The organism is Halomonas sp. SSL-5, assembly GCF_030708455.1.
Classification (GTDB): Bacteria; Pseudomonadota; Gammaproteobacteria; order Pseudomonadales; family Halomonadaceae; genus Halomonas.
In genome coordinates this window covers 202,002-221,999 of record NZ_JAUYWF010000004.1, presented here as the reverse complement: position 1 = coordinate 221,999, position 19,998 = coordinate 202,002, and the positions used below count along the sequence as shown (strand labels likewise).

Below are 19,998 nucleotides of genomic sequence, written 5' to 3'. Positions count from 1 at the left end.
TTACGGCTCCAGCAGCGACAGCTGACTGACCGCCTCGCGACCCTCGGGGCTGTGGTCCTCCACCTCCAGCACCTTGCGAAAGCCCCGGGAAGCCTGGATGGTGGCCTCGTCGGCCAGCCACATCATCGCCTGGTCGCGCTCGTCGGCCAGCTGGTGCTTGAGGCCGCCGAACTGGGTGCCGATCTGGCCCCAGGCGCGGCTGAATATCCAGTCACCGAACATGTCCTGGTGGATATGCACCAACACATAGTCATGGTCGGTTTCCCAGCGAATGATCATCGAGGCTCCTGGCGCGCAGAGGCTCCCCGCGGCGGTGGGGGAGTGGTAGGTTGGTGCGTATTGTAATCACCTGAGAAGTGGGAACAAGAGACCATGCGAATCCTTGTCGACGCCAATGTGCCCGCCGCCGACGCCTGTTTCGGGGCGCTGGGGGAGGTGGTGCGTCGCCCGGGGCGCGAGATCGCCCCCGCCGACCTGCGCGATGCCGATGTCCTGGTGGTGCGCTCGATCACCCGGGTCGATGCGGCGTTGCTCGCCGAGGCGCGGGGTCTGCGCTTCGTGGGCACCTGCACCATCGGCACCGACCATGTCGATACCCGGCTGCTGGCCGAGCGTGGCATCGCCTTCGCCAGCGCCCCGGGCTGCAACGCCGAGGCGGTGGTCGACCATGTGCTGGTGAGCCTCGCGACCCTGGCCGAGCGCCAGGGCTGGCGGCTGGCCGAGCGCCGGGTGGGGGTGGTCGGCGCCGGCAACGTGGGCGGGCGGCTGCTTCGCCGCCTCGCGGCCATGGGCATCGACTGCCTGGCCTGCGACCCGCCCAGGGAGGAGCGCGAGGGGGGCGATGGCTTCGTCGATCTGGAGTCGCTGATCGACGAATGCGATGTGCTCTGCCTGCACACCCCCCTGGTGCGCGAAGGCCCCCACGCCACCCACCACCTGCTCGATGCCGAGCGCATCGCCGCCCTGGCGCCGGGGACGGTGCTGCTCAATGCCGGGCGCGGTGACTGCCTCGATGGCCAGGCGCTGCGTGCGCGCCTGGCGGGGCAGGGGGATATCGCGGCGATCCTCGATGTCTGGGAGGGGGAGCCCGGCATCGACGCCGCGCTGCGTGACCTCGCCGAGCTCGCCACCCCGCATGTCGCCGGCTACAGCCTGGATGGCAAGCTGCGCGGCACCCATATGATCTATCGGGCGCTGTGCCGGGCCTTCGGCCTGCCGTGCCGGGTCGGCCTCGATGAGCTGCTGCCTGCGCCCCCGCTCGCTCGTCTCGAGCTCGGCCCGGGCCTCTCCGCCGAGGAGGCATTGCGCCTGGCGATGCGCACCGTCTACGACCCACGCCGCGACCACGACGCCCTGTGTCGCGAGGGCCGCCGCCAGGGCATGGCCGCCGGTTTCGATGCCTGCCGGGCGGCCTATCCGCTGCGCCGGGAGTTCGCCACCCTCGAGGTGGCGCTGCCGGAAGCGGAGGCGCAGGTGGCGGGGTGGTTCACGGGGGCGGGATTTCGGGTCACCACTGCCTAGCCCGACGGGAGGAGTGGAAACACAAGCGGGCCCGCCGATTGGCGGGCCCGCTGCGTGTGTCGCTCACGAGTCAATCGTTACTCGCGGTAGGCGGCCTCCTTGAGGGCGCGGATGCGATCATCCAGGGGAGGGTGGCTGGCAAAGAGTTTCTCCACCAGTGAGCGGGTCTGGCCCTTGGTGATGGCCATGGCACGCAAGGTATCGGGCATCTGGTCGGGCAGTTCGGTCTCGGCCTTGAGGCGAGCGAGGGCGTTGATCATGGCGCCGGAGCCCGCCAGCTTGGCACCGGCGGCGTCGGCGCGATACTCGCGGAAGCGCGAGAACCAGGCGACGATGGCCGAGGCGGCGATGCCGAACACGACCTCGGCCACCATGACCACCGCGAAGTAGCCCATGAAGCCCAGGCCGCCCTCGCCGTCGCTGCGGCTCTTCAGGAAGCCGTCGACCAGATGGGCCACCACCCGGGCGAAGAACATCACGAAGGTGTTCACCACGCCCTGGATCAGCGCCAGGGTGACCATGTCGCCGTTGGCCACGTGGCCGATCTCGTGGGCCAGCACCGCGCGCACCTCCTCGGGGCGCATGCGGTTGAGCAGGCCGGCGGAGACCGCCACCAGGGCGTCATCCTTGTTCCAGCCGGTGGCGAAGGCGTTGGACTGCTGGGCCGGGAAGATGCCGACCTCCGGGGTCTTGATGCCGGCATCCCGGGCCAGCTCCGCCACGGTGTCTACCAGCCACTTCTCGGTGGCATTCGACGGCGTCTCGATCACCACGGTGCCGGTGCCGCGCTTGGCCATCCACTTGGAGATGAACAGCGAGATCATCGAGCCGGCCATGCCGAAGATGAAGCAGAAGATCAGCAGGCTCTGGAAGTTGATCCCCTGGTCGCTCAGATAGCCCTCCACGCCCAGCAGGCGCAGGGTGATGCTGGCCACCAGCAGTACCGCCAGGTTGGTGGCCAGGAAGAGCAGGATTCGCATCATGTCGGTGGGTCTCCATCGATCATCGAAAGGGGGCCGCCCGGACGGGCGGCATGCACAAGCCGTTGCTTAGATACGGTCGGGCGGCGAGGGTTTCAAGCGCCGCTACTGGCGGTAGCGCGACAGGAAGCGGGCGAAGCGGTCCAGGGCATCGCCGAGCTGGTCGGCCCAGGGCAGGGTGACGATGCGCACGTGGTCGGGCTCCGGCCAGTTGAAGGCGGTGCCCTGGACCAGCAGGATCTTCTCCTGGAGCAGCAGGTCGAGCACCATCTGCTGGTCGTCCTGGATATTGAACACCTTGGGGTCCAGGCGCGGGAAGGCGTAGAGCGCGCCCTTGGGCTTCACGCAGCTGACCCCGGGGATGGCGTTGAGCTTCTCGAAGGTGATGTCGCGCTGGGCCAGCAGGCGCCCGCCGGGCAGGATCAGGTCGTTGATCGACTGGTAGCCGCCCAGTGCGGTCTGGATGGCGTGCTGGGCCGGCACATTGGCGCACAGGCGCATCGAGGCGAGCATGGTCAGCCCCTGGATGAAGTCGGCGGCGCGCTGCTTGGCGATGTTGCCGGAGAGGATCATCCAGCCGGAGCGGAAGCCGGCGCAGCGGTAGCTCTTGGAGAGCCCGTTCATGGTCACCACCAGCTGGTCCTCGCCGGCAAGTGCCCCGGTGGAGACGTGCTCCACGTCGTCGTAGAGGATCTTGTCGTAGATCTCGTCGGAGAACACCACCAGGTCGTGCTGGCGGGCGATCTCGAGCAGCTCGCGCACCACTTCCGGCGGGTAGACGGCGCCGGTGGGGTTGTTGGGATTGATGATCACGATGGCCCGGGTGTGGGCGGTGATCTTGGCGCGGATATTGTCCAGGTCCGGCGCCCAGCCCGCCTGCTCGTCGCACAGGTAGTGCACGGCATGGCCGCCGGAGAGGTTGGCCGCGGCGGTCCACAGCGGGTAGTCCGGGGCCGGGATCAGCACCTCGTCGCCGTCGTTGAGCAGCGCCTGCAGGGCCATCACGATCAGCTCTGAGACACCGTTGCCGATGTAGATGTCCTCGATGCCGACGCCCGGGATCTCGCGGCGCTGGCACTCCTGCATGATCGCCTTGCGCGCCGAGTAGAGGCCCTTGGAGTCGCAGTAGCCCTGGGCGGTCGGCAGGTTGCGCATCACGTCCTGGAGGATCTCCTCCGGCGCCTCGAAGCCGAACGGGGCGGGGTTGCCGATGTTGAGCTTCAGGATGCGCTGGCCTTCCTCTTCCAGGCGCTTGGCGTGGTCGAGCACCGGGCCGCGGATGTCGTAGCAGACGTTGTGCAGCTTGTGCGATTTGCGGATCGGGGTGGTGTCCATGTCGTTCGGTGTCCAGGTCGGCGAGGGCGATAGGATTATGCGTTGTGCGGGGGCACGGCGTCATCGGCCCCGTCCGGCTCGATGACAGGCTCGGGCGGGATATCCGCCGGAGTCTCCAGGGTCAGGCGGCCGAGCTTGCCGTCGCGCAGCTCATGCAGCAGCACCTCGGCGCCGCGGTGCAGGTCCACCTCGCCGCCGGAGCGCAGGCCGCCGCGCCGGGCGGCGATTTCGGCCAGTATCGCGTGGCCGTCGAAACCGGCCACGGCGAGAAGGTCCACGCGCAGCGGGCCGTCGGCCTCGACCCGGTCCGCCTCGGGATGGGGCGTATAGGCCGGCAGCGCCTTGAGCCGGTAGCGGGCGGTGAGCGCCTCGGGATAGCGACGGGCCAGCTCGGCGGCGGCGACCACCGCCACGTCCACATAGTCGATGGCGGTGTCGCGGATGGCGCCGCTGGCCGCCAGGCGGTAGGCGCTGGCCTGGTCCTCGATCTTGGGCCACAGCACCCCGGGGGTGTCGATCAGCGCCACGCGCCCGCCGATGCGTACCTTCTGCTGGCGCTTGGTGACCGCGGGCTCGTTGCCGGTCTTGGCGATGCTCTTGCCGGCCAGGCCGTTGATGAGGGTCGACTTGCCGACATTGGGAATGCCCATCACCATCACCCGCACGTCGCGGTCGGCGCGGACCGCCCCGGCGAGCTCGTGGCAGAGCCGGGGGATGCGCTTGAGCTCCCGGGCCTGAGTGGTGGTCACGGCCAGGGCGCGGGTATCGGGCTGGGCGTCGAAATGGGCCACCCACTCCCGGGTGCGCTCCGGGTCGGCCAGGTCGGCGCGGGAGAGGATCTTGAGCACCGGCTTGTGGCGGGTGAGCTCGGCGAGCATGGGGTTGGCGCTGGAGTAGGGCAGGCGGGCGTCGAGGACCTCGACCACCACGTCGATCTCCGGCAGCGCCTCGGTGATCTGGCGCCGCGCCTTGTTCATGTGTCCCGGGTACCAACCGAGCATGGACCTCTCCTGCCTTCAAAAGAATCGGCCGCCCATCTTAGCAGATGCGCGGCCGCGGCAGGATGGAACGAAGGCGATTGCGAGGGCTACTCCCCGGCGTGGAAGTCCAGCGCCACGGCGTTGATGCAGTAGCGCAGGCCGGTGGTGTCGGTCGGGCCATCGGGGAAGACGTGGCCGAGGTGAGCGTTGCAGCGCGCGCAGGTCACCTCGGTGCGCCGCATGCCGTGGGCGGTGTCGAGATGCTCCGCGATACAGGACGGAGTCATGGGCCGATCGAAGCTCGGCCAGCCGCAGCCGGCGTCGAACTTGTGCTCGTTCTCGAACAGCGGGGCGTTGCAGCAGACGCAGTGGTAGATGCCGTGCTCGTCGGTGACCCGGCAGTCGCCGCTGAAGGGCGGCTCGGTGCCCTTCTCGCGGGTAACGCGGTACTGCTCGGGGGTCAGCTGCTCGCGCCATTCGGCGTCGGTCTTGTCGATCTTCCAGGGCATGGCGGCTCTCCTTGTCGTCGAGGCAATGACCCTATTGTGGCACGCAGCGGGCATGGTGGGGGAGTCCCGGCCGCGGCGGCGGTCACGCCGCCTCAACGCAGGCGCCCCCGGTGGCGTGCCGGGGGCGTGAGGGGCAGGAGGCAAGCAGCGGGGCTCAGACGTTGAAGCGGAAGTGGATCACGTCGCCGTCCTTGACGATGTACTCCTTGCCCTCCAGCCGCCACTTGCCGGCGTCCTTGGCGCCCTGCTCGCCGCCCAGCGAGACGAAGTCGTCGTAAGCGATGACCTCGGCGCGGATGAAGCCCTTCTGGAAGTCGGTGTGGATCACCCCGGCGGCCTCGGGGGCGGTGGCGCCCAACTTCACGGTCCAGGCGCGGACCTCCTTCACGCCGGCGGTGAAGTAGGTCTGCAGGCCGAGCAGCGCGTAGCCGGCACGGATGACGCGGTCGAGCCCCGGCTCCTGCATGCCCATCTCGTCGAGGAACATGGCGCGCTCCTCGTCATCGAGCTCGGCGATCTCGGCCTCGAGCTGGTTGCATACCGGCACCACCACGGCGCCCTCCGCCTCGGCGATCTCGCGGACCACGTCGAGGTAGGGGTTGTCCTCGAAGCCATCCTCGTTGACGTTGGCGATGTACATGGTGGGCTTGAGGGTCAGGAAGCCGAACCCCTTGAGCTGGTGCTGCTCGTCGTCGGTGAGCTCGAAACTCCGCAGCGGCATGCCCTCGGCCAGATGGGGCTGGATGCGCTCGAGGATCGCCTTGGTGGCGATGGCCTCCTTGTCGCCGCCCTTGGCCACGCGCACCAGGCGCTGGATGGCGCGCTCCACGGTGTCGAGGTCGGCCAGCGCCAGCTCCATGTTGATGATCTCGATATCGGCCTGCGGGTCGACCTGGTTGGCGACGTGAATGACGTTGTCGTTCTCGAAGCAGCGCACCACATGGGCGATGGCCTGGGTCTCGCGGATATTGGCCAGGAACTTGTTGCCCAGCCCCTCACCCTTGGAGGCGCCGGCGACCAGGCCGGCGATGTCCACGAACTCCATGGTGGTGGGCAGCACCTTCTGCGGCTTGACGATCTCCGCCAGGGCGTCGAGGCGCGGGTCGGGCATCGGCACGATGCCGACGTTGGGCTCGATGGTGCAGAAGGGGAAGTTCTCGGCGTCGATGCCGGACTTGGTCAGGGCGTTGAAGAGGGTCGACTTGCCGACATTGGGCAGGCCGACGATACCGCAGTTGAAACCCATGGGAGTGTCCTGGAATGCGTGTTCGCGAGTGGAGAGTGGCGACTATTCTACCCGACTAGCGGGCAAGCTATAAGCGGGAAGAGCGCCGCTGCGCGGCTGGAAGCCGGAAGAAGGGCGGTTTCGCCTGCTCGGGTGCTCATGATGCCTTGAGCTTCGCGCTGGCTTTTCCGCCTCAGGCGGAAAAGCTGTGCAGCCGGTTCATGGCCTTCGCCCACTCGCCGTCGAGGGCGTCGGGCAGGGTGGCCAGGCATTCACCGATGGCGGCCTCGATGGCGGTGTGTTCGGCCTTGCCGGGGCGACCCAGCACGTAGTTCGTCACCTGGCGAGAGTCCCCGGGGTGACCGATGCCGAGGCGCAGGCGGTGGAAGCCGCGCTCGTTGCCCAGCGCGCTTGCGATGTCGCGCAGCCCGTTATGGCCGCCGTGGCCGCCGCCAGTCTTGTAGCGGGCGGTCCCGGGGGGCAGGTCCAGCTCGTCGTGGGCCACCAGCAGCTCATCCGGTGCCAGCTTGAAGAACTGGCAGAGGGCGGCCACCGCACCGCCGCTGCGGTTCATGAAGGTGGTGGGGTTGAGCAGGTGGAGGTCACGTCCCTCGAACTGGACCCTGGCATGCAGGCCCAGAAACTTGCGGTCGGCGCGCAGTTCGCCGCCGGCGCGGCGAGCCACGGCCTCCACCAACCAGGCGCCGGCGTTGTGGCGGGTGGCCTCGTAGTCGGCGCCGGGGTTGCCCAGTCCGATGATCGCTCTGACCTGACTCATGTATTACCTCCAAAAAAAATCAAGCGCCGGGGCGCTTGATCATCGGCAGGAGGGCCGCGCCAGGCGCGGCCCCTGAGCGGGTGAGGATCACTCCTCGCCCTTCTCGCCTTCTTCCTCGCCCTCGGCGGCGTCACCTTCGTCTTCCGCGGCGCGCACCTTCGGCTTGCTGATGCTGAGCACGGCATTGTCGTGGTCTTCACCATGGGTCAGATCGACCAGGGTGACACCGGCCGGCAGGCTCAGGTCGGAGAGGTGCAGGGTGGTGCCCAGCGCGATCTCGGAGATGTCGACTTCCAGGTAGTCGGGCAGGTCCTTGGGCAGACAGCTCACCTGGACCTCGTTGGCCAGCACGTGCAGCTCGCCATCTTCGTCCTTGATGCCCTTGCACTTGTCCTCGCCCACCACGTGCAGCGGCACGTTCAGGGTGATCTCGTGGGTGGCATCCACACGCAGGAAGTCGGCGTGGGTGACCAGCTGCTTGAAGGGGTGACGCTGCAGGTCACGCACCACCACCTGCTCGCTCTTGCCGTCGACCACCAGGTTGAGAATGGAGGAGAAGAAGGACTCCTCCTCGATCGCCTTGTAGAAGGCGGACTTCTCGACGGAGATCGGCTGGGGCTCCTTCTCACCACCATAGATGATGGCGGGAACCTGCTCGTTCGCACGACGCAGGCGGCGGCTCGCACCTTTCCCCAGGTCGTTACGAACGCTGGCGTTAAGGGTAAAATCGGACATGGAATTGCCTCTTGCTTGAAGTAGGAAAGCGTCAGGGACCGCGACCAGAGCCCTGACGCTTCCGGATGCCCCGAAGGGCGCTTTCCGGCGCCTGTTAGTGGAACATGGCGCTGACGGATTCCTCGTTGCTCACCCGACGGATCGCCTCGGCGATCAGGCCGGCGACGCTCAGCTGGCGGATCCTGCCGCTGCGGCGCGCGGTATCGGAGAGCGGAATGGTGTCGGTGACCACCACCTCGTCGAGCACCGAACCGGTGATGTTGTCGACCGCCGGGCCCGAGAGGATGGGGTGGGTGGCGTAGGCCACCACGCGCTCGGCGCCGTGGTCCTTGAGCGCCTCGCCGGCCTTGCACAGGGTACCGGCGGTATCGATCATGTCGTCCACCACCACGCAGTTGCGTCCCTCGATCTCGCCGATGATATGCATCACCTGGGCCTGGTTGGCCGCGGGACGACGCTTGTCGATGATGGCGAGGTCGGCGTTGAGCTGCTTGGCGATGGCACGGGCGCGCACCACGCCGCCCACGTCGGGGGAGACCACCACCAGGTTCTCGTAGTTCTGGCGCTCGATGTCGTCGAGCAGGATCGGCGAGCCGTAGACGTTGTCCACCGGCACGTCGAAGAAGCCCTGGATCTGGTCGGCATGGAGGTCCATGGTCATCACCCGGTCGACGCCGGCCTTGACCATCATGTCGGCGACGATCTTGGCCGAGATCGGCACGCGGGCGGAGCGCACGCGGCGGTCCTGACGGGCATAGCCGTAGTAGGGCACCACCGCCGTGATCCTGGTGGCCGAGGCCCGGCGCAGGGCGTCGATCATCAGGATCAGTTCCATCAGGTTGTCATTGGTCGGCGCACAGGTGGACTGCAGGACGAAGACATCCTTGCCGCGCACGTTCTCGTTGATCTCGACCGCGATCTCGCCGTCGCTGAACTGGCCGACCGTGGCGTTGCCCTGACGGGTGTCCAGACTCTCGGCGATCTTGCGGGCGAGTTCGGGATTGGCGTTCCCGGCGAAAACCATCAATTTTGACACGCGCGGCCACCTATGCAGTGTGTTGGGTCATCGGGGGTTCGGATCGGGGTGTGATCAGCGATCCAGAGCGTCATGCAGTGGAGAGCGGTTCAAGCCGCGGGCCTTGAAGGCCTGCCAGCGGCCGTCGATCTCGGTCAGCAGCCGGTCGGCCTCCCGCTCGTCAGCCAGGCTGGCGAAGACGCATGCACCCGTGCCGGTCAGCATGGTCGGGGCTCGTCGTGCCAGCCAGTCCAGGGTTGCGGCGACCGGCGGATAGAGTGATCTGACCGTGGCCTCGCAGTCGTTGCGCCAGCTGGACGCTCCCCCCTGCAGGGCGCGCGCCATGGTAATCGGGGGGGTGTGGCGTGTCAATTCGGGAGCCCGGAATACCGCCGGGGTGGCCACCTCGATGCCGGGGTGGACCACCACGAACCAGGGCGTGTCGAGATCCACCGGAGTGAGGCGCTCGCCGACCCCTTCGGCCCAGGCGGCATGGCCGCGCACGAAGACCGGGACATCGGCACCGAGCGCCAGGCCCAGCTCGGCGAGGTGGTCGAGGGACAGTCCCAGCCCCCAGAGGGCGTCGAGGCCCAGCAGGACGGTGGCGGCATCCGAACTGCCACCGCCCAGGCCGCCGCCCATGGGCAGGTGCTTCTCCAGGTGGATGTCGGCACCCAGCGGACAGCCGCTCTCGGCCTGGAGCCGGCGTGCCGCACGCACGATCAGGTTCTGGTCATGGGGCACGCCGGGAATCCCCGGCGCAAGCCGGATATTGCCGTCCTCGCGCAGGGCCAGGCGCAGGGTGTCGCCGTGATCGAGAAACTGGAACAGCGTCTGCAGCTCGTGGTAGCCGTCCGCGCGTTGCCCGGTGATATGCAGCAGGCGGTTGAGCTTGGCGGGAGCGGGCAGGACCAGCGGCCTGGCGGGTGTCGCGATCATGCTGGCGTCGCCTTGCTCACTCATCGACGACGGGGCGCCATTCGTTGACCACCAGGGTCACGCGCAGCTCGCCGTAGCTCATCACCAGGCGACGCGGCAGCCACAGGCCGTCGGTGCGGGTCCAGTCGCGGTAGTCGACCTCCCAGCCATCCTGCTCGAGGCGAGCCGGGAAGCCCAGTTCGTCCTCCTCCAGGCGATGCTCGCTGCCGTCGCCGGGCAGGCCGCGAATCCAGTCCGACAGCGCGCCCAGCGGCAGCGACCAGCCCAGCTGCTGCTCCATCAGCGCCTCGGGAGTCGCGGCCTCGAAGCGCCCCTCCGAGGTGGTCAGCGAGAAGCGTCCCTCGCGGCCCTCCAGGGTGCTGCGACCGCTGCCGAAGGGGCCGCTGATCAGCAGGCGGTAGTAGTGGGGATGCTGGCTCCAGTCGAGGTTAGCGCTGGTGGAGTCCTCGGGGGTGCGCAGCCCGGCCTTGCCGGCCAGCTGCCAGGTGTCCAGTGCCTCGATGCGCGCCTGCTGGGCCTGCCATTGCCCCGGGCCCCGCTCCCCCATGGGCAGCGGCGCCTGGCGGGCGCAGCCGGCGGCCAGGGCCATCAACAGCAGGGTGGCGGTGAGTCGAAGCGGGTGTCGGCGTGGCATGGCGGTCTCGGGCTCGGTTGTGTGTGTCATCGCGGGGCAATGTCGGGGATGCGTTGCAGCAGGTCGTCAATCAGCGGCCGGTCGTCGAAGCGCTCGAGGGCCTCGCGGACCAGTTCGCGGGCCTCTTCGTGGCGGCCCAGGGCCCACAGTACCTCGGCCAGGTGGGCGGCGATCTCCTGGTCGGGCATGGCGCGATAGGCGCGCTCGAGCCAGGGCAGGGCACCCTGGGGGTCGCCCTCGCGGTAGTGGACCCAGCCCAGGCTGTCGAGGATGGCGGGGCTGTCGGGCTCGATGGCATGGGCGCGCTCTACCAGTTCGCGGGCCTCCGCAAGACGGTCCTCGGGCCCCTGGTCGGCGAGGGTGTAGCCCAGGGCATTGAGGGCCATGGCGTTGTCGGGGTTGCGCTCGATGATGCGCCCGAGGTCGCGCTCCATGCCCGCCAGGTCGCCCGCCTCCCAGGCGCGCATCCCGCGCAGGTAGAGCAGCTGCTCGTCGTTGGGGGTGCGCGCCAGTTCGCGGTCGAGCAGGACGTCGGCGTCCTCGACGAGCCCCTCGCGGTCGAGCAGCTCGACCTCCAGGGAGACCAGGTCGCCGAATGCGTCGTCGTGGCGCAGCCGCTCGACGCGCAGGAAGGCGCGGGCATCATCCAGCCGGTCATCCTCGACCAGCATCTCGGCGGCCCGGAGTCGGCTGAGCAGGAAACCCTGCTCCGGCGGCACCTGACGGTAATAGAGGAGGGCGTTGTCGATCTCGCCCTCGGCGCGGGCGATATCGCCCAGCAGCAGGAAGGCGTCCGCCGGGGGCTCGGGGGCGTCCACCAGTGGCAACAGCAGGCGTCGTGCCGGCTCGAGGTGCCCTTCGTCCAGATAGAGGCGGGCCAGGCCGATGGTCAGCGCGCTGTCGCCGGTATGCTCCTCGAGCAGGGCGTCGGTCTGCGCCTCGGCGGCGGCGACGTTGCCCAGGCGCAGCTCGCTCTGGGCCAGCAGCAGGATGAAGCGCGCATCGCCGGGGGAGACCTCGAGGCCGCGGCGCGCAGCGGCGCGGGCAGCGCGCGGGTCTTCCGCTTCCTGGGCCAGCCGGGCGCGGGTCAGCCACAGTGCGGGAAGCTCGGGGGCGCGGGCGCCCAGGCGGTCGAGGCGTCGCTCGGCGGCGGCGGTCTCGCCGATGGCCACCTCGAGCAGCGCGGTGGCGAGCTCGGCGTCATGGCGGCGGGCATCCTCGGGCGCCGTGGCCAGGTAGTCGCGCAGCCTGGTGAGCAGCGGGGCCGGGTCGGCGTTGGCGGCCAGGGCGGATTCGATCAGCGGCGAGATCTCGCTGTCGCCGCCGTCCCGGACCAGCGCCAGGCGCTGGCGCAGCGCTTCGTCCCAGTCTCCGCGCTGCACGGCGAGGCCGGCCAGCAGCCGAGCCGGCGCGGGGCTGTCGGGCGCCAGCCCCTGCCACTCCCGGGCGGCTCGGTCGAGCAGTTCGCGTTCGTTGCCGAAGCTGGCGGCCAGTGCGGCCCGCTCCGCCAGGCCGGCGCTGCGGTAGCGTTCACTGGCGGTGAGATAGCCCTCGGCGGCGCGTCGGTAGTCGCCACGCTGGCCGGCCAGCTCCGCGGTGAGCAGGTCGGCCAGCCCTGCGGCGTCGAGGCCGCGCTCGATGGGCGGGGCCCCGGCCAGCGGGTCCTCGATCACCGAGGCTTCGCCGTCGTCGAGGGGCCACGCCTGGCAGCCGGCCAGCAGCAGGGCCAGTGCCGGCATCGCCAGTGGCAGGGAGAACAGGGAGAGCGGGGCGCAGGCCATGGGGGTCTCGCTTGCGGTGCGGTGGCCTCAGCATAACGGCTCGGCAGGCGCGGGCAAAGGCGCAGCGGCGGAGTGCGGCCATCGACTGTCGGCTGTGGTAGAATCCTGGCGCCTCGACAGCGAGGCCGTAACGGCCGCACACCCCACGTTCAAGATGCCCGACGCATGACGCTGCTTGCCCTTGGAATCAATCACCGAACCGCCACCGTGGAGGTGCGCGAACAGGTGGCCTTCGACCCCGCCGTGCTGGATGTCGCGCTGGGCGAGCTGCGCCGCCTGCCCGAGGTCAGGGAGGCGGCCGTCCTCTCTACCTGCAACCGCACCGAGCTCTACTGCGTGACCGAGCCGGAAGGGGAGATGGCCATCCTGGACTGGCTGGGCCGCTTCCATGGCCTGCCGGTCGACGACCTCTCGAAGTGCGCCTACCACTACCTGGACAACGACGCCGCCCGCCACCTGATGCGCGTGGCAGTGGGCCTGGACTCCATGGTGCTGGGCGAGCCGCAGATACTCGGCCAGCTCAAGGACGCCTACCAGGCCAGTCGCGTGGGGCGTGGGCTGGGCAAGGAGCTGGAGTGCCTGTTCCAGCACACCTTCGCCGTGGCCAAGCAGGTACGCACCGAGACCGGCATTGGCCGCAACCCGGTGTCGGTGGCCTATGCGGCGGTGAGCCTGGCGAGCCGCATCTTCGATGACTTCGGCCGCGCCCGGGCGCTGCTGATCGGAGCCGGCGAGACCATCGAGCTGGTGGCCCGCCACCTGGTGGAGGCGGGCGTCAGCCAGCTGACCGTGGCCAACCGCACCCGCGAGCGGGGTGAGCTCCTGGCCGCGCCGCTGGGCGGCCGGGCGATCACCCTGGACGCCATCCCCGATGCCCTGGTGGAGGCCGATATCGTCATCTCCTCCACGGCGGCGCCGCTGCCGATCCTCGGCAAGGGCATGGTGGAGCGGGCGCTGAAGAAGCGCCGCCACCGGCCGATCTTCATGGTCGATATCGCCGTGCCCCGGGATATCGAGCCCGAGGTGGGCCAGCTCGCCGACATCTTCCTGTATACGGTGGATGACCTCCAGGAGGTGATCGCGGAGAACCGCCGCCACCGCCAGGTGGCCGCCGACCAGGCGGAGTCGCTGATCGAGCACGGCGTGGGTGCCTGGCTGCACGAACGCCGCATCCGCAGCGGCGGCGAGCTTATCCACGACTACCGTTCCCGCGGCGAGGGGCTGCGCGACCACTCCCTGGAGCAGGCCCTGGCACGCCTGGGAAGTGGCGAGGATCCCGAGGCCGTGGTGCGGCGCCTGGCCCACCAGCTCACCAATCGGTTGCTGCATGGCCCCACCGTGGCGCTGCGCGAGGCCGCCTCCGCCGAACGCCACGACCTGCTCGAGGCGGCCAGCGTGCTGCTGCTCGAGGCGACTCCCGACAAGACCCGATAGGACCGATTCATGAAAGCTTCCCTGCGTGCGCGTCTCGACGCCTTCGGCGAGCGCTTCGAGGAGCTCACCGCCCTGCTGTCGGAGCCCGAGGTGATCGGCGACCAGGCCCGCTTCCGCGACTACTCCCGTGAATATGCCGAGCTCGAGGCGCTGGTGGAGGCGTGGCGCGAGTATCGCGCCGTGGAGGGCACCCTCGAGGAGGCCGCACAGCTCGCCTCCGACAGCGACCCCGAGATGCGCGAGCTGGCCGAGCTGGAGCTGGCCGAGGGGCGCGAGACGCGCGATGCCCTGGAGGAGACCCTCAAGCGCCTGCTGGTGCCGAAAGACCCCGACGATGGCCGCGGCGTCTTCCTGGAGGTGCGCGCCGGCACCGGCGGTGACGAGGCGGCGCTGTTCGCCGGCGACCTGTTCCGCATGTACTCGCGCTATGCCGAGAAGCACGGCTGGAAGGTAGAGGTGGTCAGCGCCAGCCATGGCGAGCAGGGCGGCTACAAGGAGATCATCGCGCGCATCAAGGGCGAGGGCGCCTATGCCCGGCTCAAGTTCGAGTCCGGCGCCCACCGCGTGCAGCGCGTGCCGGCCACCGAGTCCCAGGGCCGCATCCACACCTCGGCCTGCACCGTGGCGGTGATGCCCGAGGTGGACGCGGTGGGCGACATCGACCTCGACCCGAGCGACCTGCGCGTGGACACCTTCCGCTCCAGCGGCGCGGGTGGCCAGCACGTCAATACCACCGACTCCGCCATCCGCATCACCCACCTGCCCAGCGGCGTGGTCGTCGAGTGCCAGGAGGAGCGCAGCCAGCACAAGAACCGTGCCAAGGCGATGTCGCTGCTCGCCGCCCGCCTCAAGCAGCATGCCGTGGACAGCCAGCGCCAGCAGCAGGCCGATACCCGACGCGGCCTGGTGGGGTCCGGGGATCGCAGCGAGCGCATCCGCACCTACAACTTTCCCCAGGGGCGGGTCACCGACCACCGCATCAACCTCACCCTCTACAAGCTCTCCGAGGTGGTCGGCGGCGAACACCTCGACGAGGTGATCGAGCCCCTGATCCACGAGTACCAGGCGGAACAGCTCGCCGCCCTGCAGCAGGAGGTCTGAGGTGGCGGGCACCACCGCGACCCTCGATGCCCTGCTGGCCGAGGCCGCGGCCCGCCTGGTCGCGGCGGGCTCGCCGTCGGCCCGCCTCGATGCCGAGGTGCTGCTCTGCCACGTGCTGGGCGTCGAGCGTACCTGGCTCTACACCTGGGGCGACCGCCAGGCCGAGGAGGCGCCGACCCGGCGCTTCCGGGCGTTGGTGGCGCGCCGCGAGGCGGGGGAGCCGGTGGCCTACCTCACCGGCGAGCGCGAGTTCTGGGGGCTCGCCCTGGCCACCGCCCCCAGCACCCTGATCCCGCGCCCCGACACCGAGACCCTGGTCGAGGCGGCCCTGGCCCTGGCGGAGGCCACCCGCGGGCGGCTGCTCGACCTGGGCAGCGGGAGCGGCGCCATCGCCCTGGCCTTCGCCAGCGAGCGCCCCGGCTGGCGGGTGCTGGGCCTGGAGCTGCGCCCCGAGGCGGTGGCCCTGGCGCGACACAATGCCGCGCGTCACGCCCTGGCCAACGCCACCTTCCGCGAGAGCGACTGGTTCGCCGCCCTGGCCGGGGAGGACGAGGACGCCCGCTTCGATCTAGTGGTCTCCAACCCGCCCTATATCGCGGCGGACGACCCACACCTGGCCCTTGGCGACGTGCGCTTCGAGCCGCGCTCGGCGCTGGTGGCCGATGACCAGGGCCTGGCCGACCTGCGCTCCCTGGTGAAGGGCGCGCGGGAGTACCTGCTGCCCGGCGGCTGGCTGCTGCTGGAGCATGGCTTTCGCCAGGCCGCGGCGGTACGCGAGGCCCTCGTCGCGGCGGGCTACGCCGAGGTGGCCAGCCGCCGCGACCTGGGCGGCCACGAGCGCATCAGCCTGGGGCGCCAGCCGGCCTGAGTCAGACGAAGCGTTGATAGCCGTGGATGCGAGGGTGTGGTACACCTTCGGTAGAGGATTTTTCCGTTTGCCGCCGTGATGTCGGGTGATTTCCAGTCGATTTCGCTGTCACGACGGCGCTCATGACTCTGCCGACCGGTGCCTGCCATTACAATGAAAGCCAAGACTCGATCCCTCGACCGCATCGACCTCAAGATCCTGCGCTGCCTGCAGGAGAATGCCCGCATCTCCTACGTCGACCTCGCCTCCCAGGTGGGGCTCTCCACCACGCCCTGCCTGGAGCGGGTCAAGCGCCTGGAGCGCGCCGGGGTGATCCGCGGCTATCGCGCCGTGCTCGACCCCCAGGCGCTCAAGGCCAACCTGCTGGTGTTCGTTGAGATCAGCCTGGAGACCCAGTCACCGGCGGTGTTCGACGAGTTTCGCCGCGCCGTGGCGCGTCTGCCCCAGATTCAGGAGTGCCACCTGGTCTCGGGGCAGTTCGACTATATCCTGAAGTGCCGGATCCCCGAGATGTCCGCCTATCGCCAGCTGCTCGGCGACGTGGTGCTGACCCTGCCGGGGGTCAAGGAGTCCAAGAGCTATGTGGTGATGGAGGAGGTCAAGGAGGAGTTCTCCCTGCACGTGCCCGATATCGAGGAGTTCGACGACAAGTGAGCCACGCCATGAATGACCGGGAGCTGCTGCGCTACAGCCGCCAGATCATGCTGGAGTCCATCGACATCGCCGGCCAGGAGCGCCTGCTCGCCGGCCACGCCCTGGTCATCGGCGCCGGCGGGCTCGGCTCGCCGGTGGTGCTGTATCTCGCCGCCGCCGGGGTCGGACGGCTGACCCTGGCCGACGCCGATGAGGTCGAGCTCTCCAACCTGCAGCGCCAGATCGCCCACGGCGAGGCAGACCTGCGGCGCAACAAGGCCGAATCGGCCCGGGAGGCGGCGCTGGCGCTCAATCCGGGGTGTCGCATCGAGACCCTTGCGACGCACCTGGAGGGGGAGGGCATGGCCGCGGCGGTGGCCGCCGCCGACGTGGTGCTCGATTGCACCGACCGCTTCTCCAGCCGCTATGCGATCAACGCCGCCTGCCGCGCGGCCGGCGTGCCGCTGGTCTCCGGGGCGGCGATCCGCTTCTCGGGCCAGCTGGCGGTGTTCGACCCCCGCGACCCCGAGTGCCCCTGCTACGCCTGTCTCTATCCCCCGGATGGTCAGGGCGACGAGGCGCTCTCTTGTGCCGAGAGCGGGGTGGTGGCACCGCTGGTGGGGCTGATCGGCAGCTTCCAGGCGCTGGAGGCGGTCAAGCTGCTCAGCGGCGCGGGCACCCCCCATCGGGGGCTCTCCACCTTCGATGGCCTGAGCGGCGAGTGGCGCCGCTTCGAAGTGCCCCGCGACCCGGCCTGCGCCACCTGTGGCGTGTCGGCATCGTGATCGTGATTTCTTGACGCTTTCGGCGCCACGCCGAGCGCCTGTGCGATCGCGACGTACGGCCCTTCATGGCGCAGTGGCGATGCCGGGGCCGGTTGCCTGGGCGTCCGGGAAAGGGGGCTGTGGTGGTTGGGCGTTGTTATTGAATACTTGACATCCACGTGTCGCCTGGTGTCAAACTGATTCCCAGCAGCACCCGTCTTCACAACAACGACAATGGCCACCGGCGCCCAGCGCCCAACCCCGGGGAGCCCGCATGACCGACCACGCCGCACCGCCGAACTCCTGGTACCGCGACTCCATCGCCGTCGACCTCGGCGCCTGCCCGCCCCTCGAGGGCGAGGTGCGCGCCGATGTCTGCGTGGTGGGGGGCGGCATCACCGGCTGCTCGGCGGCGCTCGAGCTGGCCGAGCGCGGCTACTCGGTGGTGCTGCTGGAGGCCGGCGAGATCGGCTACGGGGCCTCGGGGCGCAGCGGCGGCCAGATCCTGCCGGGGCTGGGCACCGACATGGCCAGCGTGGAGAAGGCGCTGGGGCGCGAGGCCGCCCGCGAGATCTGGCAGCTGAGCCGCGAGGCGGTGCGCCTGACCGCCGAACGCATCGAGCGCCACGCCATCCCCTGCGACCTGCAGTGGGGCTACCTGCACGCGGCGGTCAAGCCGCGCCATGTGCGCGAACTGGCCGAGCATCGCGAGCGCATGGCCCGCGACTACGACTATCACGATCTCGAGATGCTCGAGGGCGAGGCGCTGCGCGAACGGGTGGTCTCCGACGCCTATCCCGCCGCCCTGCACGAGCGCGCTGCCGGGCACCTTCACCCGCTCAACTACACCCTGGGCCTGGCCCGTGCCGCCCGCGATGCCGGGGTGGTCATCCATGAACAGAGCGCCGCCGTGGCCATCGAGCGTGGCCAGCCGGCCAGCGTGCGCACCGCCTCCGGCCGGGTCACCGCCGACTTCGTGGTACTGGGCACCAACGCCTACCAGGCGGGGCTGGTACCGGAGCTCTCGGGGCGGGTGATGCGCGCCGCCAACTACATGATCGCCACCGCCCCGCTCAGCGAGGCCCAGGCGGCGCGGGTGCTGCCCCACAACGACGCCCTGTCGGACGCCAACTTCGTGCTCGACTACTACCGCCTCTCCGGCGATCGCCGGCTGATCTACGGCGGCGAGGTGAGCTACGACGGCCGCGAGCCCCCGGGGCTCCAGGCGCGCATGGATGCCAAGATCGCCCGGCTCTTCCCGGTGCTCGAGGGCATTCCCATCGAGTATCGCTGGGGGGGCGACGTGGCCATCACCCTCAATCGCGCGCCGGACTTCGGCCGCCTGGGCGGCAATATCTACTACGCCCAGGGCTACTCCGGTCACGGCATGGCCCTGGCGGGACTGGCCGGGCGGCTGATGGCCGAGGCCATCGCCGGCCAGGCCGAGCGCTTCGATGCCTTCGCCGCCATGCCCCATCGGTGCTTCCCCGGCGGTGCCCGGCTGCGCACCCCGCTGCTGGTGCTGGCCACCACCTTCTACAAGCTGCGCGACCGGCTGTGACGGGGCGACGAGACGTTACCAGACAAGCAGGCATGACACGCAAGACGTTACAACAATAGAGGGCAAGCCCATGACCGACAGCCTGACCCTGGACACCGGCGAGGCCTCGCGAGCCGCGGCCCAGCAAACCGAGAGTGCCGAGCCGACCCGCGAGGCCTCTTCCATCGAGATGCAGGGGCTGCACAAGCGCTTCGGCCGCGACACCGTGGCCCTGGATGGCGTCGACCTGGTCATCGAGGCCGGCGAGTTCTTCACCCTGCTGGGCCCCTCCGGCTGCGGCAAGACCACCCTGCTGCGGATCCTCGCCGGGCTGGAGGAGGCCGATGACGGGCGCCTGGCCATCGGCGGCCGTGACGTCACCGAGACGCCGCCCCACAAGCGTAGCGTCAACACCGTCTTCCAGTCCTATGCGCTCTTCCCGCACCTGTCGGTGCGCGAGAACCTCGCCTTCGGCCTCAAGATGCGCGGCATGCCGCCGGCGGACCGCGAGGCCCGGGTGGCGAAGATCGCCGAGTTCATCCATCTGGGTGACCTGGTGGACCGCCGCGTCGACCAGCTCTCCGGCGGCCAGCGCCAGCGCATCGCCCTGGCCCGGGCACTGGTCAACGAACCGGACGTGCTGCTGCTCGACGAGCCCCTCTCGGCGCTGGACGCCGGCCTGCGCAGCCAACTGCAGGTGGAGCTGCTGCGGGTACAGAAGCGCCTGGGCATGACCTTCGTCTTCGTCACCCACGACCAGCAGGAGGCCATGGTGATGTCCGATCGCATCGCCGTGCTCAACGGCGGGGTGATCCAGCAGGTCGGTCCGCCCCGGGAGGTCTACGAGCATCCGGCCAACGCCTTCGTGGCGCGCTTCATGGGCCACGACAACCTCTACCCGATCAGCGCCCGGGACGGCGACCGGCTGACCACGCCGCTGGGCGTGCTCAGCGCCGAGGCGGCCGGGGAGGGCGGCCTGCTGCTGATCCGCCCCGAGACCCTGGACCTGCTGCCCGGAGAGCCGGCCGGCGACAACCAGCTGCCGGCCACCGTCAGCGAGCGGCTCTACCGCGGCAGCCACGCCGAGTATCGCCTGGAGGTGGGCGAGTCGACGCTGCAGGCCACGCTGAACAACCGCGGCCGGCACCTGCCCGAGGTGGGCGACCGGGTCACCGTCAGGGTGGCCCCGGAAGACCTGGTCACCCTGAGCGAATAAGGAGTCTCCC

At 69.7% G+C, this 19,998-nt stretch carries 20 protein-coding genes; 8 read left to right on the top strand and 12 right to left on the bottom strand.

Going from position 1 to position 19,998, the window contains the following annotated elements; all coding sequences use genetic code 11:
• Positions 1 to 279, bottom strand: a complete 279-nt coding sequence (locus tag RAN53_RS06340) for a hypothetical protein (protein WP_161432448.1) — start codon at positions 277 to 279, stop codon at positions 1 to 3.
• Between the two features lie 93 nt (positions 280 to 372).
• Between RAN53_RS06340 and pdxB the strand changes: the two genes are divergently transcribed.
• A complete protein-coding gene (pdxB, locus tag RAN53_RS06335) occupies positions 373 to 1,521 on the top strand; it encodes a 4-phosphoerythronate dehydrogenase PdxB (RefSeq protein WP_305795971.1) in 1,149 nt (382 codons plus the stop codon).
• A gap of 77 nt (positions 1,522 to 1,598) precedes the next feature.
• Here the strand turns inward: pdxB and htpX are convergent, their stop codons facing one another.
• The 11 genes from htpX to RAN53_RS06280 form a co-directional block, all read right to left on the bottom strand.
• Positions 1,599 to 2,504: a protease HtpX gene (gene htpX, locus RAN53_RS06330; protein WP_305795970.1), complete on the bottom strand. Its 906-nt coding sequence runs from the start codon at positions 2,502 to 2,504 to the stop codon at positions 1,599 to 1,601.
• Between the two features lie 102 nt (positions 2,505 to 2,606).
• Positions 2,607 to 3,836, bottom strand: a complete 1,230-nt coding sequence (locus RAN53_RS06325; RefSeq protein ID WP_305795969.1) for a pyridoxal phosphate-dependent aminotransferase — start codon at positions 3,834 to 3,836, stop codon at positions 2,607 to 2,609.
• A 35-nt stretch (positions 3,837 to 3,871) separates the two neighbouring features.
• Positions 3,872 to 4,837, bottom strand: coding sequence for a ribosome biogenesis GTPase YlqF (gene ylqF, locus RAN53_RS06320; RefSeq protein WP_305795968.1), 966 nt, complete (start codon positions 4,835 to 4,837; stop codon positions 3,872 to 3,874).
• Between the two features lie 86 nt (positions 4,838 to 4,923).
• The gene (gene msrB / locus RAN53_RS06315; protein ID WP_305795967.1) at positions 4,924 to 5,325 is read right to left on the bottom strand and encodes a peptide-methionine (R)-S-oxide reductase MsrB; all 402 of its coding nucleotides are present in this window, start codon (positions 5,323 to 5,325) and stop codon (positions 4,924 to 4,926) included.
• 154 nt (positions 5,326 to 5,479) lie between these two features.
• Entirely contained in the window at positions 5,480 to 6,571 is a 1,092-nt protein-coding gene (gene ychF, locus RAN53_RS06310; protein WP_305795966.1) for a redox-regulated ATPase YchF, read from the bottom strand.
• 172 nt (positions 6,572 to 6,743) lie between these two features.
• Positions 6,744 to 7,328, bottom strand: a complete 585-nt coding sequence (pth, locus tag RAN53_RS06305; protein ID WP_305795965.1) for an aminoacyl-tRNA hydrolase — start codon at positions 7,326 to 7,328, stop codon at positions 6,744 to 6,746.
• A gap of 87 nt (positions 7,329 to 7,415) precedes the next feature.
• Positions 7,416 to 8,063 (bottom strand): 50S ribosomal protein L25/general stress protein Ctc, encoded by a 648-nt coding sequence (locus tag RAN53_RS06300; protein WP_305795964.1) that lies wholly within the window; start codon positions 8,061 to 8,063, stop codon positions 7,416 to 7,418.
• A 94-nt stretch (positions 8,064 to 8,157) separates the two neighbouring features.
• A complete protein-coding gene (locus tag RAN53_RS06295; RefSeq protein ID WP_305795963.1) occupies positions 8,158 to 9,099 on the bottom strand; it encodes a ribose-phosphate pyrophosphokinase in 942 nt (313 codons plus the stop codon).
• Between the two features lie 54 nt (positions 9,100 to 9,153).
• Complete coding sequence (gene ispE / locus RAN53_RS06290) at positions 9,154 to 10,017, bottom strand: 4-(cytidine 5'-diphospho)-2-C-methyl-D-erythritol kinase (protein ID WP_305795962.1); 864 nt, start codon at positions 10,015 to 10,017, stop codon at positions 9,154 to 9,156.
• Positions 10,018 to 10,033: 16 nt separating this feature from the next.
• A complete protein-coding gene (gene lolB, locus RAN53_RS06285) occupies positions 10,034 to 10,651 on the bottom strand; it encodes a lipoprotein insertase outer membrane protein LolB (protein WP_305795961.1) in 618 nt (205 codons plus the stop codon).
• 26 nt (positions 10,652 to 10,677) lie between these two features.
• Positions 10,678 to 12,432, bottom strand: coding sequence for a tetratricopeptide repeat protein (locus RAN53_RS06280; RefSeq protein ID WP_305795960.1), 1,755 nt, complete (start codon positions 12,430 to 12,432; stop codon positions 10,678 to 10,680).
• A 165-nt stretch (positions 12,433 to 12,597) separates the two neighbouring features.
• Between RAN53_RS06280 and hemA the strand changes: the two genes are divergently transcribed.
• The 7 genes from hemA (at position 12,598) to RAN53_RS06245 (ending at position 19,988) form a co-directional block, all read left to right on the top strand.
• Positions 12,598 to 13,866, top strand: a complete 1,269-nt coding sequence (hemA, locus tag RAN53_RS06275; RefSeq protein WP_305795959.1) for a glutamyl-tRNA reductase — start codon at positions 12,598 to 12,600, stop codon at positions 13,864 to 13,866.
• Positions 13,867 to 13,875: 9 nt separating this feature from the next.
• Positions 13,876 to 14,967 (top strand): peptide chain release factor 1, encoded by a 1,092-nt coding sequence (gene prfA, locus RAN53_RS06270; protein ID WP_305795958.1) that lies wholly within the window; start codon positions 13,876 to 13,878, stop codon positions 14,965 to 14,967.
• 1 nt (position 14,968) lies between these two features.
• Positions 14,969 to 15,835 (top strand): peptide chain release factor N(5)-glutamine methyltransferase, encoded by an 867-nt coding sequence (gene prmC, locus RAN53_RS06265; RefSeq protein WP_305795957.1) that lies wholly within the window; start codon positions 14,969 to 14,971, stop codon positions 15,833 to 15,835.
• 153 nt (positions 15,836 to 15,988) lie between these two features.
• Complete coding sequence (locus tag RAN53_RS06260) at positions 15,989 to 16,489, top strand: Lrp/AsnC ligand binding domain-containing protein (RefSeq protein WP_305795956.1); 501 nt, start codon at positions 15,989 to 15,991, stop codon at positions 16,487 to 16,489.
• Positions 16,490 to 16,497: 8 nt separating this feature from the next.
• Complete coding sequence (locus tag RAN53_RS06255; protein ID WP_305796078.1) at positions 16,498 to 17,253, top strand: HesA/MoeB/ThiF family protein; 756 nt, start codon at positions 16,498 to 16,500, stop codon at positions 17,251 to 17,253.
• Between the two features lie 253 nt (positions 17,254 to 17,506).
• The gene (locus RAN53_RS06250) at positions 17,507 to 18,793 is read left to right on the top strand and encodes an NAD(P)/FAD-dependent oxidoreductase (protein WP_305795955.1); all 1,287 of its coding nucleotides are present in this window, start codon (positions 17,507 to 17,509) and stop codon (positions 18,791 to 18,793) included.
• Between the two features lie 70 nt (positions 18,794 to 18,863).
• Positions 18,864 to 19,988: an ABC transporter ATP-binding protein gene (locus RAN53_RS06245; RefSeq protein ID WP_305795954.1), complete on the top strand. Its 1,125-nt coding sequence runs from the start codon at positions 18,864 to 18,866 to the stop codon at positions 19,986 to 19,988.
• Positions 19,989 to 19,998 lie beyond the last annotated feature (10 nt).